Below are 14,442 nucleotides of genomic sequence, written 5' to 3'. Positions count from 1 at the left end.
CCAGCATGGTGAAGCTTATGAAAATCCAATTGCTGAAAGGATAAATGGTATTCTAAAAACTGAATTTAAACTAAGCAGGATATTCAAATCCCGAACTGAAGCATTATTCGCAGTAAAAACAGCAATAGAAGCCTACAATAATATTAGACCACATATGAGTTGTAGTTTTCTAACTCCAGAAGTTGCTCATCAAACTACTGAACCATTGATAAAATACTGGAAAAATACCAGAAAGAAAAAAGTGCCAGATGTAGTTACAATCAAATCATAATGTATAGTTTTAAGTAGAAATATTCACTCTTCAAAACTGTAAACTAAAAACCGGACAAGACCAGTTGTAAATACGAACCAGTATTTACAGATATGCTGGAGCAATGGGCAAACCACAATAATATTGCGCTCCTTGCTGCCCGTCCATACAAACCTAAGGACAAACCTTCTGTTGAGAACAATGTTAAGATCACCTACAGACGTATTTATGCAGGCCTGCGCAACCAGACCTTCCATAGTCTTGCTGAATTAAACGCGGCAATCCTGGAAAAGCTAAACCAGCACCACCAGCTGAACTTCCAGAAGAAGACCTTTAGCAGACAGGAGTTATTTGCTGGTCATGAAAAAGAACTATTACAACCTTTGGCAGACTCCGGGTATACGATACGGCATTACACCAAAGCGAAAGTTCAAAAGCATTACCATGTACTGGTTGGTGAGGATTGGCACTTTTACTCTGTTCCATATCGCTACATCGGCAAGGAAGTCCGTATTGCCTACGATGCTGATCACGTGGAAATCTATCATGATAACCAAAGGATCGCTTTACATACCAGGAATTATACCAGTCATGGCTATACCAGTATTAAAGAGCATATGCCTGAAAGACATCAGGCTATTGATAAACAACGTGGCTGGAGTCCTGATTATTACCTGAAAAAGGCGGAAGATAATGGACCTTACACTTTTGAATTCTTCAAAAAAGTGATGGACAGCAGACTGGTCATCGATCAGTCTTATACTTCCTGCCTTGGCTTGCTTCGGCTAATGAGTGCCTACGGCACTCTCCGAATGGAGGCCGCCTGTAAAAGAGGTTTAAAGGGAAACAAGTTCAGCTACAGTGTGATCAAAAAAATCCTTGATAACAATATGGATATGCTGGAAGAGGATCCCTCTGCCGAATACCGCATTCCTGTCCATACTAACCTCAGGGGGCCTGAGGCCTATAACTAAACAACTTACATAAAACCCACATCATGAATACACAAAACACAGTAGAACAACTTAAAACACTAAAGTTGACTGGCATGGCTAAACGATATGAGGCAGCACTATCGCTGCCTATACATGAATTGCAGGATGTACATGCACTGATTGCTATCATCACCCAGGCCGAAGTCGAATACCGGGATCATTCCCGCACGCAAAAGTACCTCAAAGCAAGTAAGCTGCGTTATCATGCGCTGCCCGAAGACATACTCTGTAATGCCGAAAGAGGAATTACAAGAGAACAGATCCTAAGGCTCTCTGATGGTATGTTTATCGACAAAGGCGAGAATATACTCATCACAGGGGCCACTGGTTGTGGCAAGAGTTTTCTGGCTTGTGCCTTGGGCCGGAGTGCCTGTCTGTTGGGCTACCGCACCCAATACTTTAGTATGAATAAATTTCTGGATGCTTTAGCTCAGGCTAGGCTTGATGGTTCTTACCTGAAATGGATCAGGGGAATCTCAGCAAATAAGCTTTTGATCCTGGACGACTTTGGGCTAAAAGCACTGAATAATGATGCAAGAATTGCACTGTTGGATATCCTGGAAGACAGATATGGAAATGGCTCGACCATCATTACTTCTCAGTTGCCGGTGGACAGCTGGTACAACTTTATTGATGAGCCAACGCTGGCTGATGCAATAATGGACAGACTGGCAGCTTCTGCGCACAGAATAGCCCTAACGGGCAAATCTTTGAGAAAGAAAAAAAATCATTAAGTTTGAAAAATACCACTCTTACTTAGTGGTGATACGGCCGGTCTGGCTGGCGTACTTTAGTGCGGAACACTGGCGTCATTTCGTCGGAATATCTACTTGCTTATTTCAAGCAAAGGTTCCCCCCGGTAAATATGGTATTGTTTGCTATTCTATTTATAAACGTATACTCGATAGCTTCTTATTTCTCCTCCCAGCCCATAAATTTCAGCGTTAAAATTGCCACTAAGCTCCCTTTCTGTTTTCCAGGCTTTGCATTAGCTGGCTATATAGATCATCATTACTACTCTCACGGGGTTTCAATTTTTTAACAGTAGCTCTTTTGCCCCTGGCTTTCGCCTTGATAATTTTCAAAAGTTCTTTGCTGTATTCATCTTTGAAACCCCTGATGTCAAATGCTGAACTATATTGTTTAATCAGCGCCATGCCAACCTCCAGCTCCTTTTTGGTGATCGTATCAGTCTCAGGGATTTTAAGTTCTTCGCCAGATCTGATCTCTTCGGCAAACCGTATTTTTGTCACGACCAGAATGTCATTTAAGGGATGGATAATACATAGATTCTCTGTGTTTCTCAACACAAACCTGGCTACCCCTGCTTTTTTAGATTTGACCAGCGCTTTCAATAATAAGGCGTATGCTTTTTTGCCCTGTTTCTCAGGTTGGGCATAATAAGAAGTTTCGTAATAGATAGGGTTGATGTCCTGCAGGTCCACAAAGTTTTCCAGTGAGATCATCTTGCTTTTATCCGGAGCTGCGTCTTCAAAATCGTGCTCATCGAGTATTACATAATTATTATTGAGCATATATCCTTTGACAATTTTATCAAAAGATACTTCTTTTCTTGTTTTTTCATTGATGCGCTGAAATTTGATCCTGGAATGATCTTTACTGTCCAGCATGTCCAGGTCCAGGTGGCTCTGCTGTACGGCAGAGAAAAGTTTAACCGGGATATTTACCAATCCAAATCCAATAGCTCCATTCCAAAGTGATCTCATACCAAGTGCTTTAATTATTGGTTTAACAACACATGTTTTCTTTTGTTTTCCCTTCCTGAAACTTTGAATCTTTCTTGTTGTTATCACCCGGATTCCGGTTATGCCATGAGTTTAACAGGCAGGTAGTTGAATTAAAATAATCAGGACGTTCAATACTGAACGTCCTGATGTGGTTTGTGTTTAAGATTGTTTACCCAGGTTTCCTGTAATTGATAAAATCTCAAAAGTATAACTAAGCTGTGTTTTGTTTTTCTCGTAGCATTGCAGGGCATCCCATAAGTTCCTGAATTTTATTGGATTCAGGTTATTCTTTACGTCTCTGCAAAAAGCAATTACACCATAGTCTTTCCATTCGTTATTGCTTGTAGAAAGCTCTACAAATGGATAGGATTCCCCTTTAGATAACAATGATATTTTAAAGCTATCAAGTATATCTTTGAGCAGTCTGAATGAAGATTCACTGTCCCTGTATAAGTCGGGGTACAGACCATCTTTATGAATAGCATCAATATTTTGTTCAAGGGCAATGACCTGTTTTAAAAAAGCGACCCTGATGTCGTCAGCAGATTCATCAGGAGCAGACAATTCATCTTGCAATTGTTTGACTGTTTGCAGTGATTGTGCCATTGATTTCCTCGCATCCTCCGTATTCTTTTTAAGAAAAACCTTGTGAGCGGATTGAAAGTTTTCAATCGCTTCAAGGCTCTTGACCAATACTGAAGGAGCGTTATAATAATTTTTAATTGAAGGTTTCATAGCTTATCTATTAATAAAGCCTCATTTGAATTCTTACAGGGAAAACACTCATGTTACCACTTCAGTAAAAATAGTAATTTTGTTCCATGCGCAGCTTGTTTTTTTTATTATTCTTTTAACAGAACTTGTTGCTTTTGAGTCATCTAGCGTAAATGTTGAAAACTAAATGGGTTGGGGCAAACTTTTATTCTGTAACCTGCCAATTTTCATTTTGATCCTTTTAGTCAGGAAATTATAAAGGATCATTTCGTGCATGCGCTGATCATGATGAAAAATTCTATTGGCGTGCATATGGAACAAATCTGAGAGCATATTATTTTTTTCAGTTTCCAGACAAGCTTTTAAACTATTCAAAAAAGTGTGTACTGTCCGGATAGCCTTTTTCTGCTGTAATTTGGTCAAAACTATAGTAAGCTGATCAAAATTTAAATCTTTATAACTCTGATTAATCTTTTTAGTAGCATCAGCTTGTATATTAAACTCTGCAGCAAAATTAGTGTACATCCTTTCTGCAAATTGTAATTGTTCCCCGAGGGTATACATGGCGCTATACAGCACATCTTCGATCAAACTGATAGATAGAATATAGAGATCATTGATTTCAACGGGCTTCGCAATAATAGTCAGGATGTAGTCACTATCTGCCGCGAAACATTTTTCCACCAGGTCCATCCTTTTCACGCCATACCTTTCTGTTTCCTGCCGATAAGTTTTAAGCTGCAGATCTGCTATAATTCCTGAAGTAATATAAGGTGCAATCAAGCGGGAAAGACTGGCTATAAGTTCATATCCGTCTTTAACTTCCTTCAACTGAAATCTTAAACGGATATGATCAGCGGGATCATTATAACGGATAAAGAACCATTTTTTTATTTTCTTTTCCGAAGGATGAATGAATTGTTTGTTAATTTCAAGAAGGATGGCATTGGATTTAGTGGAGTGACAGTAGATTTCAAAATAAAGCCATTCTTCTCCCGGTAAATATAAATTAGAAAAATATTGCTCATTGTTCCAGGTGCCACGGAATGGATAAGGTGGATAGAGTTGTTCTCTATGTTCTAGGTTGACAATAAATTCTGGCAGATAAGGTTCTTTGTTTTCATCAACTACCTGGGGTTGGGCAGGAATAAAAGCTTCTTCAATATATAATCCTGTTTTGTTCTTGCAGAAGAGCTTAAATGAATACATATCTTCTTGTATCCCGGGGTCGAAAATTAAAGTCTGATCTCCGTCTCCACCCTTAAAAGGTCTTTGTAAATTAATAGTGTTCAGCCAATTGTACAATTCAGTTAAGGACTGATCCTTATTGGTTTCCTGACTGACGGACTTGGGAACCAGCCATTTTTCGGGAGATAGAATCACATTTTTATACAGCACCCTTGGATAATGTACCAGTCCGGGGAAAATATTGGAGAGGTTAATACTTAAACTCGAGTGCAGGCCCTGATGTTGTAAGTCGGAAAGAAAGCGGTAAACTGCCAGATCTGATCTTCCGTAATTATAAGCGGAGGCTAATTTTGGAATGAGCCGTTTACCATACTTTACGGAATGAAGTATCAATTCTTCACCTCTTACACTCACCATAATATCATTTAATGCTAAAATATGCTTGCTTTCAGGCCAGCTTAAAATGGGTAATTCGTAATTGTAGATAGCTTTTCTGCGGTTGATATTGTCTGCATGTTTTTCAATCTGATAACCAATATCAAAAAATAAGATACCCGGATTAGCTTCTTGTTCAAGTTGAACAAACCGGTGGCCTATTGCCGTAATTTCTTCACTTGCCAGAGAAAATCTTCCTAAAAGCGAATTTGCTGTACTTCCGCCAATATTTTCTATAATGATATTATCTTCTGTGCATTGCAGTAAGATGCTGATCGTATTTGCAACAGGCTGCGGTGGATTTGTGCTTTGTTCCTTAAAATCATATAGCTGAATGTTTTGATGTTGTATCATTTGATTCAGGATGAATTGATGTAAGGGAGTATAAGCGATCTGTTGTGTCTGTTTGTAGGTTCTGTTCTTTTTTAAATCCTGAATTAACAGCCCTTCATCTTTGTTCAGGCTCATGGAGCGGTAACCGATACCTATTTCAGGGTCAAGGGCTATCTGGAGCGGCACTTCTTTGTGTTCAAATTTTTTAACGAATTTATTCCTGAAATCATCCAGGGATGCACTTTTACCAGCCTCTGTGTGTTTAGAGAGAAAATCGGTTAGTTCAGCGAGAACCTGAAGCCTCCTTTCTGATAATTGACCTTTTATCCTTTTTCTTTCTGAGATAATATAATCATTTTTCTTCTCCGGTTGTGCATAGCCAATCCGGCCATAATAATCGGGCCCGATAATGTTCGGTTGGAAGTTTGTGATTAAAAGTTGAAAGGTAACGAGCTGTTCCAAAAAGTAGGTGGTCATTGCTTTGCTCAGGTTATACTCGCTGCGTAAGAAGTTTTGTATTTCTTCGACGGTTCGTTTGGTGCGGCAAAAGTCTAAGGTAAGCTGCGTGGTTTCTTCTGCATCAATGGCTGATAGTTCGAAGGAGCCGCCCTCGGTATTTAAGTAGCGTAATTCTCCTCCTCCAATATAGGCAGTGGTATTGGTGGTGAGGAAGCGTGCATGGCTGATTAACCATTTCGGGTCGGTGTTAAAGTGCTCTTTTTCCTGCCAGTTGATAAAACGATGGACAATATGTTTTTTGGACAGGGTTACTGGGGCTGTACTGTTTTCATTGTCGATCGGGATGATCGAAAATGCGGCAAAATTCCCATAGGGGGTAGCCCGGAATTTGGCGCGGTTAAAATACTTCCAGATAGTAAACTTGATTTTGGGATCTAACGCTTTCAGATCGGAATATTCATAAGCGCTGATCATTTCAAAAAAGGTGGGGGAGGACTCATGGATATAATCTTTGAGTTCATCCCAAACGTTGCCCAGGTCTTCTACATGAGAAAATACTGGCGTACGCGTAATACTGACAGGGGAGATCGTTAATTTCATACAATAATGTTTAGATATTTTAATAAATAATTAAACAATAAGATACTGGTTTAACGCAAAGGTTTAGCTAGTTTTTCAGCTTCAATACAAGTTCGGCCTTAAATAAATTACCGGCTATTTCGTGAGTGAATTTGTAGTTGTTTTTATAGAACTGATCTAAGCGGGAGGTAATATTTGCCAGTCCGGTTTTACTGCTTTGTACATTGCTGTCGTAATTTGGAAGGTTGCTGGTTTGAATGGTTAAATATTCAGCTGTTGATTCTATCCTGATTTCTGCTGGATAGTCTTTATCCAGGAGGTTTCCGTGTTTAAAAGTGTTTTCGACCAGCGTCAGTATAATAATGGGAATAATTGTAGCCTGTGCGTTATGGAGTTGGGTAATATAATTGATGTGCAAAGTATGGTTGAACCGCAATTGGTTCAGCTTGATAATATTTTCAACTTGTTCCAGTTCTTTCGAGACAAGAATAGTTTGGCTATTGTTTTCCAGAGCAAAACCCATAATACTGGATAATCTCATAATAGCTTCATTCGCCTCTTCTGGTTTTTTCTTAGCTGCGTACTTGATAAAACTTAAGGTATTGAAAAGTAAGTGCGGATTGATTTGGGCACGCAGGAAATCTTGTTCGGCGCGCAGGAGTTCGTTTTGTAGTTGTTCGTTTTCGATGGTTTTAGTTAATGCTGCTTGTCTTTTTCTGTGATAGCTAAGAAAAATATAATAAGCGGAAGCATAGAGTATAAAATAGATGCCACGCCAAAGCGTAATCCCAAAAAACTTAATGTTAAAATACTCAATTTTTATGGGTTCACTAGTAAATAACATGATCAGACAGCTGATAACTACGGCAATACCACAGTAAACCGCGAGCTCCAATATTGTAAATATAGGAATGAGCCATAGGGATGCGATGAACTTTTTAGTGATGCGCGGTAGTACTAGTTGGGAATGGATATAAAATAAAGAAATGTTGAAGAGATAATAAATGACATAATGAAATGCAGGACGTGTACTTCCTGATATTATTTCTAAAAGGCTTAGCTCATATAAGATAAAGATAAACCAGCATAACAAGTGTATACGGATTGTTTTTGTTGGCCTTAGAAGGTCTTTATATAATAATTTTAGCATGTAATATAATAAAGATGTGAGAGGTTTTTCAAGGAGATAACATTGGCTATAAACCAAAAATTATAGCCATGAGTTTGACAAAAAAAAAGCTAACACTAACAAAAAAAACTTTGTTTTTATATCAAAAACAAACTGACCGCCGTCCTACAGTTGCACCGGTAGATCCGTCCGGAACATTTACAGGAACCACTAATTCAGGATTTGTACCCGCATAAACTTTCCTGAAAAATGAATCTATCTAGATATGAAAGTGTGTTTCTTTATTAAATCCAGAAGCACACTTTTAAATCTTAATCTTCTTTTCCAGGGCCTTTCAGACTTTTTTTGGACAGATTTTATGTTTATATTGTATATCAATTATAATCAAATCACTATGAACTTGACTAAGAAAAAACTAACGCTGTCAAAAAAAACGTTGTTTTTGTACCAAAAACCGTTAATTGGCCGACCGACTTTTCCCACTGTTGATCCAACAATAAGTAGTGGTGGCGGACCAAATTTTCCGGCAACGTCATTCAAACCAGAGAACATCTAAACCTTAAGATTTCAGAGTGTGTTTCCTTAGAAAATCAAGGAACACACTTTTGTACTTATCACCTATCTGGTAACTTTGTCCTGGTGCCAGTCTTGCAATATTTCCATCCACACGATCCAAATAATTCAAAGAGATAATAATCGATTTGTTGATCCTGAAAAAGATGTCCATAATCTGCAGTTTATCCTCCATTGCTTTCAGACCAATATATGTTATTTCATGACCAGTAGTGGTATGGATCATAATATAATTTAACATTGCCTCGATATACACAATATCACTATATTTTATCTTTATAAAACTGCTCTTTTGTCCGCCCTTAATAAACAGAAATTGCTGCTCGTCTCTCTGCAGTTTGATAATATCCTGATGCTTAAGTGTCAGATCTTCTACTTTCTGTGTGAAGGATATATAACTAACGGGTTTAAGCAGGTAACCATCGGCTTTAGCTTGAAAAGCTTCAGGAGCATAACCTCTGTGTGCAGTTACATAAACCAGGAAATGGCAGTAGTTATTTAATATTTCGGCGGCATCTATTCCGTTAAGGACAGCCATACTAATATCTGAAAAGATAATATCGACATGCTCTGCTTCCTGTAAATAGGCAATCGCCTGCCTGGCATCCGGAAAACTCTGTACTAAGTTCAGGTGTGGTACCTGTGCAATCAACTCACATAACTCATCAATAGCATGAGGTTCGTCGTCAATAACAATACAGCTCATCATCATACGCTATTATTTTATTGTCTGGGTTCTTAATTAAACAACATAAATATACAAGCATTAATGCAATGATAGATGCTTTTTAGTGAATTTTGACCCTTTTATATAAAATTCTGCCGTCTTTATATAAGATTTTCCCCTCTCGTGGCTCTGCTTTATATCTTGTAATTAAACAGCTAAATCAATTGCACGATGTTATTGCAGAAGATCTTTGTGATATCCGCATGAATTTATAACTCGCCTGGTTATATAGTTTAAATACTGATGAAGAACAATAAATGGAACTGCATGAGTATGCAAATTGCTACGCTCATGCACATTTCATTTATCAGGAAGCAACAGCTAACCATGAAAATATCCGACCTATGAAAAACAAAGAAAATACAAAAAGAAAGTTATTAGATGCAGTAGGTGTGATCCTTAAAAAGGATGGCTTTGGCGGATTGGGTGTTAATAAAGTAGCTAAATTAGCAGGGGTTTCAAAAATCCTTATATACCGCTATTTTGGAGATTTCAATGAACTCGTGAAATCTTGCGTAGTGGAAAATGACTTTTGGACAAACAATCTGACAGAGCCCGCTGCGTCTAAAGACACTACCCTTTCTATGCAGCAGTCAATCAATATGGTGCTAAAAGAAAGGTTTAATTATTTTTATGATCATTGCCAGATGCAGGCAGCATTATTAAATGATACTTCTGATTATAACATCGTAATCAAAAAGAGATCTGGCAGCAACCGCTTACTCAAAAGAAAATTACAGCCAGCAAAGGGGCAGGGATCTGATAATTGCATTACTTATTTTAACATAGTTTCTACGCTGCTTGTTGCAGGTACTAACCATCTTGTTTTAGGAAATCATGATGAAACTAAAAATGAATTGCAGCATTCTATGGAAAAGATTGTGGAATGGACATTCGGGGATGTTATAAACGATAAGGATTACAATTAATTATAGTTTACGTAATGCGTTTTTAAAAATAAAACATCACTTTTGCAATCTTGGTAAAGCAAAAGAAACATGTAAATAATAAAAGCGCTATTTATGGAAGAAAAGGTTGTTGAAGAAGTTGTTGAACTAATTGAGCGTGAAGGCGATGTACAGTTAAGGGAATATTTAGACGCGCTTAATATCTCGGACGTTGAACATCTTATAGACGAACTTCCTCAATATGCGGTCAAATTCATAGATACACTGTCGATTAAAAGGGCAGTTAACGTTTTTAGAATTCTGGATTTTCCTACTCAGGAAAAGATTATAAAGAAACTTCCCGGAGAAAAGCTTGCACAGCTTATTAATTTACTGCCTCCTGATGACAGAACTTCATTGTTTTCTGAACTTAAGGGGGATGCGGTAAAGAAATTAATCATTTTATTGCCAGCTAAAGACAGGGTAGAAGCCCTATCTCTGCTTGGTTATAAGGAAGATAGTGTCGGGCGATTAATGACACCCGATTATATAGCTGTTAAAACGGACTGGACTGTTAAAAGAGTTTTAGAACACATCCGGAAATACGGTAAGGATTCAGAAACGATTGATGTAATCTACGTCATAGACGAAAATGGTATTTTACTGGACGACATCAGGATCAGAGAGATTTTACTTGCTAATCCAGAGGTTCCTGTTGGGGAGCTTACTGATAACAGATCTATTGCATTGAATGCAAATGATCCGCAGGAAGAAGCAATCAATGTCTTCAGGATGAACAACAGGGTAGCTTTACCGGTAACAGATGATAATCATGTGCTGCTTGGTATTGTGACTGTCGATGATATTTTGTGGATTGCAAACGAGGAGTACACGGAGGATATGCACAAAATAGGGGGTACCCAGGCACTGGATGAACCTTATCTTGATATGCCTATTTTCGGGCTGTTTAAAAGACGTATTGGCTGGCTGGTCGTACTTTTCCTTGGAGAAATGTTAACAGCAACAGCAATGGCACATTTTGAGGCCGATATTGCTAAGGCAGTTGTACTTGCGATGTTTGTTCCATTAATTATCTCCAGTGGTGGTAATAGTGGTTCTCAAGCTTCAACACTGATTATTCAGGCCATGGCCTTAGGAGAAATTACGATAGGTGATTGGTGGCGTGTTATGCGCAGGGAGATTATCTCAGGATTAATGCTTGGGCTGGTCCTGGGCTCGATAGGTTTCCTGAGAATTTTTATCTGGACATTATTCTCTAATTTATATGGGCCGCATTGGGCATTGATAGGTGTTACCGTAGGTGTAGCTCTTGTAGGTGTTGTATTGTGGGGCTCTCTTGCAGGATCCATGTTACCGTTATTGCTTAAAAAACTAGGGGCTGACCCTGCAACTTCATCGGCTCCTTTTGTAGCTACACTGGTTGATGTTACCGGGCTGATTATTTATTTCTCCGTAGCGGTGATGTTCCTGACCGGGGTATTATTGTAAATAAAGACTATTTTTACTAAAATATACTTTTCTGATAGCCGCATCAATTTTAAAACTGATGCGGCTATTTTTACTTTGTTAATTCCTATAAAGAACTATAGGATAAACCTGAATTGCAAGCGCGCAGGTATAATAATTATGGCCTGCCTGAACAACAGGCCATAATTCATTTATCAATTGATTATACGTTGAAACGGAAGTGCATAATATCACCATCCTCAACTACGTAAGTTTTACCTTCAACACCAAGTTTTCCGGCATCCTTACAAGCATTTTCTGACCCTAAAGTAATGAAGTCATTATATTTAATTACCTCAGCACGGATAAATCCTTTTTCAAAGTCTGTGTGGATTACACCAGCAGCCTGAGGCGCAGTAAAACCTTTAGTAATTGTCCATGCTCTTACTTCCTGAACACCTGAAGTGAAATAAGTATATAAGTTCAGTAGACGGTAAGCCGCAACAATCAGTTTATTTACACCAGATTCAACTAATCCTAAGTCAGATAAAAACTCCTGACGTTCTTCATAGCTTTCCAGTTCAGCAATTTCAGATTCAATTTTAGCAGAGATAATCAATACTTCTGCGTTTTCGCCTTTTACATTTTCCTTTACCAGGTCAACATAAGCATTGCCATTAATAACAGAATTCTCATCTACATTACAAACGTACATGACAGGTTTCTGCGTTAATAAGCCTAAATCCTCGATAAATTCGAAATCTTCTTCAGTCAAAGCTGCTGAACGAACAGACTGTCCACTCTCTAAATGAGGTTTGATCACACTCAGGATTTCGAAAGTCTTTTTAGCGTCTTTATCTGTTTTAGCCAGTTTCTCAACTTTCTGAATACGTTTCTCTACCGTATCCAAATCCTTAAGCTGCAATTCAGTATCGATAATCTCTTTATCACGGATAGGATCAACAGAACCATCCACATGGATTACATTTCCATCGTCAAAACAACGAAGAACATGAATGATTGCGTTGGTCGCTCTGATGTTTCCTAAGAACTGGTTTCCCAATCCTTCACCTTTGGATGCACCTTTTACCAAACCAGCGATGTCAACAATTTCGATTGTATTCGGAACTACGCGATTTGGTTTTACCAGCTCAGCAAGCTTGGTTAAACGCTCATCAGGAACCGTAATGATACCAATATTAGGTTCGATTGTACAGAAAGGAAAATTTGCAGCCTGAGCTTTTGCGTTTGATAAACAGTTAAATAAGGTGGATTTTCCAACATTTGGTAAACCAACTATCCCACATTGTAATGCCATGAATGATTTTTTTCTTGATTTGGCGCAAAGGTATCAATTTTTTTAAATCCATCCTGCAATAAACTTGTGGTACACCCAAATATTCTTTATGTTTAAAAAATTAAAATAGATTTTTCAATACAATATAAGATCATGGACAACTTTGAAGAAATAAAACCAGAATTGCAGGAGGATGCGGAGGTTGATGCATTATGGATTACGGAAGATATACGCAGCTATATCTATGATGCAGCGAAATGGACCAGGTTTCTATCAATTGTAGGGTTTGTACTTACGGCAATGTTTGTGATGTCTGCTTTTAGTGTAGGCGCAATGTTATCTACTTTAAGCACCACCATGCCAGGTAATCCAATGTTGAAATTAGGATCTACGGTATGGACAATAATTTATTTATTGTTTGCATTATTGCAGTTCTACCCGAGCTTTTTGCTCTATAAATTTTCTACTTCGGCCACTAAAGCTGTTTTATTTGCCGATCAGCCAAGTTTAGGTGAAGCGATCAGCAAGTTGAAATCATTTTTTAAGTTCTGGGGGATACTAACTATTGTAATCATCGCACTTTATATACTGATGATCGTTCTATTTGTCACTACAGGAGGACAAGCGCCAGCTTAATCATTTATAAAATTACCTGTATAATATTTATACAGGTAATTCTACCTGGTGTTTAAAGGTTTTGATTTCCTTAGTCAGCAAATGCTCTAAATAAGGATTTAATAACCTGGCAACACCTATTCCAAGGCCTCCTGCAGGCGGATGATAAGAAATAATAATCTTAAGGACAGTGCCCAATCCATCCGCAGTTTCCTCAAATTCTACTTTTCCAACATGACGCAGGATAGAGTCGGCAGTGGATTTCCAGCCAATCAAATGTCCGGGTTCATCTTTTACAATTTCTGCCTTCCAGTCTACCGGGATTAAATTTCCGAGCACCTTACTCTTCCAAAGAGATAAATGTTCATCGATCATCTTCACATCCATCAGGTAATTTAAACTTCCTGGGAGGTTTTTCAGATTTCTCCAGTAGCTATACACTTCAGCAGCAGGCCTGTCGATCACAAATTCACCACGCACGTTAATGGCTTGTGGCCGCCTCGCATCAATGCCTAATTGCTCGTAAAACAGGCAGTGCCCGGTAAAACCTCTGTAGGTAAGGTATGCGCCGTATAAAAATCCAGGCCTGAATGGATTACTCAGGCTTCTGCTTAATAAAACAGCTCCCGCAAATACAGAAACAAATCGTTCTGTTAAACCTACATTAGAATATTCATGTTTTTCAATAGAGAACTTACCTGAACGTAATTTAAGATGTGTCTTTGGCGCTTCCATAATTATGATTTATTTTCAATTTTATGTCCAATGCTGTCTATATCTTCCTGACTCAGGTCGCCCCAGAGCTGCTCCCATTTACCATCTTCATCACGTCTGATTTGAGTGAGTTGCTCACCCTTGGATTTACAGATAAAATATTCAACGCCATCGCTCGTTTCATCTGGCTGTACCTGAATGGTTTGATTTGCCCCATTCAGCTCTACTGTAATTTCAAATTCCGGATTGTGTAATTCTAAATCTGCCATAGTTTAATTGCTTATTCAATTTACTTAACACCTCAACAGCGGGACTGTTTCACAAAAGATAGA

The 14,442-nt window shown here is 38.4% G+C and carries 15 protein-coding genes; 7 read left to right on the top strand and 8 right to left on the bottom strand.

Annotation, left to right across the window (positions count from 1 at the left end; translation table 11 throughout):
- The 3 genes from LY11_RS14325 to istB all read left to right on the top strand — a co-directional run.
- A partial coding sequence (locus LY11_RS14325; RefSeq protein ID WP_146610802.1) for an integrase core domain-containing protein occupies positions 1–271 on the top strand: 271 nt, incomplete at its 5' end.
- Between the two features lie 92 nt (positions 272–363).
- Positions 364–1,224, top strand: coding sequence for a Mu transposase domain-containing protein (locus tag LY11_RS14320; RefSeq protein WP_111634350.1), 861 nt, complete (start codon positions 364–366; stop codon positions 1,222–1,224).
- 23 nt (positions 1,225–1,247) lie between these two features.
- A complete protein-coding gene (istB, locus tag LY11_RS14315) occupies positions 1,248–1,979 on the top strand; it encodes an IS21-like element helper ATPase IstB (protein ID WP_111634349.1) in 732 nt (243 codons plus the stop codon).
- A gap of 222 nt (positions 1,980–2,201) precedes the next feature.
- On the opposite strand, the gene ku is transcribed toward istB, so the two are convergent.
- The 4 genes from ku to LY11_RS14295 all read right to left on the bottom strand — a co-directional run bounded on the left by ku (position 2,202) and on the right by LY11_RS14295 (position 7,851).
- Complete coding sequence (gene ku, locus LY11_RS14310) at positions 2,202–2,972, bottom strand: non-homologous end joining protein Ku (RefSeq protein WP_111634348.1); 771 nt, start codon at positions 2,970–2,972, stop codon at positions 2,202–2,204.
- A 180-nt stretch (positions 2,973–3,152) separates the two neighbouring features.
- Positions 3,153–3,728, bottom strand: a complete 576-nt coding sequence (locus LY11_RS14305) for a hypothetical protein (protein ID WP_111634347.1) — start codon at positions 3,726–3,728, stop codon at positions 3,153–3,155.
- A 162-nt stretch (positions 3,729–3,890) separates the two neighbouring features.
- Positions 3,891–6,722: a lantibiotic dehydratase gene (locus tag LY11_RS14300; RefSeq protein ID WP_111634346.1), complete on the bottom strand. Its 2,832-nt coding sequence runs from the start codon at positions 6,720–6,722 to the stop codon at positions 3,891–3,893.
- Positions 6,723–6,789: 67 nt separating this feature from the next.
- A complete protein-coding gene (locus LY11_RS14295) occupies positions 6,790–7,851 on the bottom strand; it encodes a sensor histidine kinase (RefSeq protein WP_111634345.1) in 1,062 nt (353 codons plus the stop codon).
- 68 nt (positions 7,852–7,919) lie between these two features.
- On the opposite strand from LY11_RS14295, the gene LY11_RS26700 reads away from it, so the two are divergent.
- Complete coding sequence (locus LY11_RS26700) at positions 7,920–8,066, top strand: hypothetical protein (RefSeq protein ID WP_170132688.1); 147 nt, start codon at positions 7,920–7,922, stop codon at positions 8,064–8,066.
- Between the two features lie 323 nt (positions 8,067–8,389).
- On the opposite strand, the gene LY11_RS14290 is transcribed toward LY11_RS26700, so the two are convergent.
- On the bottom strand, positions 8,390–9,115 hold the full coding sequence (locus tag LY11_RS14290) for a LytR/AlgR family response regulator transcription factor (RefSeq protein ID WP_111634344.1): 726 nt from the start codon (positions 9,113–9,115) through the stop codon (positions 8,390–8,392).
- Between the two features lie 359 nt (positions 9,116–9,474).
- Here LY11_RS14290 and LY11_RS14285 point away from each other — a divergent pair, with 359 nt between their 5' ends.
- A complete protein-coding gene (locus tag LY11_RS14285) occupies positions 9,475–10,059 on the top strand; it encodes a TetR/AcrR family transcriptional regulator (RefSeq protein ID WP_170132687.1) in 585 nt (194 codons plus the stop codon).
- A 93-nt stretch (positions 10,060–10,152) separates the two neighbouring features.
- Positions 10,153–11,526, top strand: coding sequence for a magnesium transporter (mgtE, locus tag LY11_RS14280; protein WP_111634342.1), 1,374 nt, complete (start codon positions 10,153–10,155; stop codon positions 11,524–11,526).
- 181 nt (positions 11,527–11,707) lie between these two features.
- Here the strand turns inward: mgtE and ychF are convergent, their stop codons facing one another.
- Positions 11,708–12,802 carry a redox-regulated ATPase YchF gene (gene ychF, locus LY11_RS14275; RefSeq protein ID WP_111634341.1) on the bottom strand — a complete coding sequence of 365 codons (1,095 nt, stop codon included), beginning with the start codon at positions 12,800–12,802 and terminating at the stop codon, positions 11,708–11,710.
- 132 nt (positions 12,803–12,934) lie between these two features.
- On the opposite strand from ychF, the gene LY11_RS14270 reads away from it, so the two are divergent.
- Positions 12,935–13,417 carry a DUF5362 family protein gene (locus tag LY11_RS14270; RefSeq protein WP_111634340.1) on the top strand — a complete coding sequence of 161 codons (483 nt, stop codon included), beginning with the start codon at positions 12,935–12,937 and terminating at the stop codon, positions 13,415–13,417.
- Between the two features lie 27 nt (positions 13,418–13,444).
- Here the strand turns inward: LY11_RS14270 and LY11_RS14265 are convergent, their stop codons facing one another.
- A complete protein-coding gene (locus tag LY11_RS14265; RefSeq protein ID WP_111634339.1) occupies positions 13,445–14,131 on the bottom strand; it encodes a YgaP-like transmembrane domain in 687 nt (228 codons plus the stop codon).
- A 2-nt stretch (positions 14,132–14,133) separates the two neighbouring features.
- A complete protein-coding gene (locus LY11_RS14260; RefSeq protein ID WP_111634338.1) occupies positions 14,134–14,379 on the bottom strand; it encodes a hypothetical protein in 246 nt (81 codons plus the stop codon).
- Positions 14,380–14,442 lie beyond the last annotated feature (63 nt).

The organism is Pedobacter cryoconitis (assembly GCF_003259615.1).
In the GTDB taxonomy this organism is placed as follows: domain Bacteria; phylum Bacteroidota; class Bacteroidia; order Sphingobacteriales; family Sphingobacteriaceae; genus Pedobacter; species Pedobacter cryoconitis.
Note: the sequence above shows the minus strand (reverse complement) of the source record. Positions and strands in the feature narration are given on the sequence as shown.

Bases quoted from the DNA above. Each gene is read 5' to 3' on its own strand.
- LY11_RS14320 (WP_111634350.1), top strand. From the start codon at position 364: ATGCTGGAGCAATGGGCAAACCACAATAATATTGCGCTCCTTGCTGCC.
- istB (WP_111634349.1), top strand. From the start codon at position 1,248: ATGAATACACAAAACACAGTAGAACAACTTAAAACACTAAAGTTGACT.
- ku (WP_111634348.1), bottom strand. From the start codon at position 2,972: ATGAGATCACTTTGGAATGGAGCTATTGGATTTGGATTGGTAAATATC.
- LY11_RS14305 (WP_111634347.1), bottom strand. From the start codon at position 3,728: ATGAAACCTTCAATTAAAAATTATTATAACGCTCCTTCAGTATTGGTC.
- LY11_RS14300 (WP_111634346.1), bottom strand. From the start codon at position 6,722: ATGAAATTAACGATCTCCCCTGTCAGTATTACGCGTACGCCAGTATTT.
- LY11_RS14295 (WP_111634345.1), bottom strand. From the start codon at position 7,851: ATGCTAAAATTATTATATAAAGACCTTCTAAGGCCAACAAAAACAATC.
- LY11_RS26700 (WP_170132688.1), top strand. From the start codon at position 7,920: ATGAGTTTGACAAAAAAAAAGCTAACACTAACAAAAAAAACTTTGTTT.
- LY11_RS14290 (WP_111634344.1), bottom strand. From the start codon at position 9,115: ATGATGATGAGCTGTATTGTTATTGACGACGAACCTCATGCTATTGAT.
- LY11_RS14285 (WP_170132687.1), top strand. From the start codon at position 9,475: ATGAAAAACAAAGAAAATACAAAAAGAAAGTTATTAGATGCAGTAGGT.
- mgtE (WP_111634342.1), top strand. From the start codon at position 10,153: ATGGAAGAAAAGGTTGTTGAAGAAGTTGTTGAACTAATTGAGCGTGAA.
- ychF (WP_111634341.1), bottom strand. From the start codon at position 12,802: ATGGCATTACAATGTGGGATAGTTGGTTTACCAAATGTTGGAAAATCC.
- LY11_RS14270 (WP_111634340.1), top strand. From the start codon at position 12,935: ATGGACAACTTTGAAGAAATAAAACCAGAATTGCAGGAGGATGCGGAG.
- LY11_RS14265 (WP_111634339.1), bottom strand. From the start codon at position 14,131: ATGGAAGCGCCAAAGACACATCTTAAATTACGTTCAGGTAAGTTCTCT.
- LY11_RS14260 (WP_111634338.1), bottom strand. From the start codon at position 14,379: ATGGCAGATTTAGAATTACACAATCCGGAATTTGAAATTACAGTAGAG.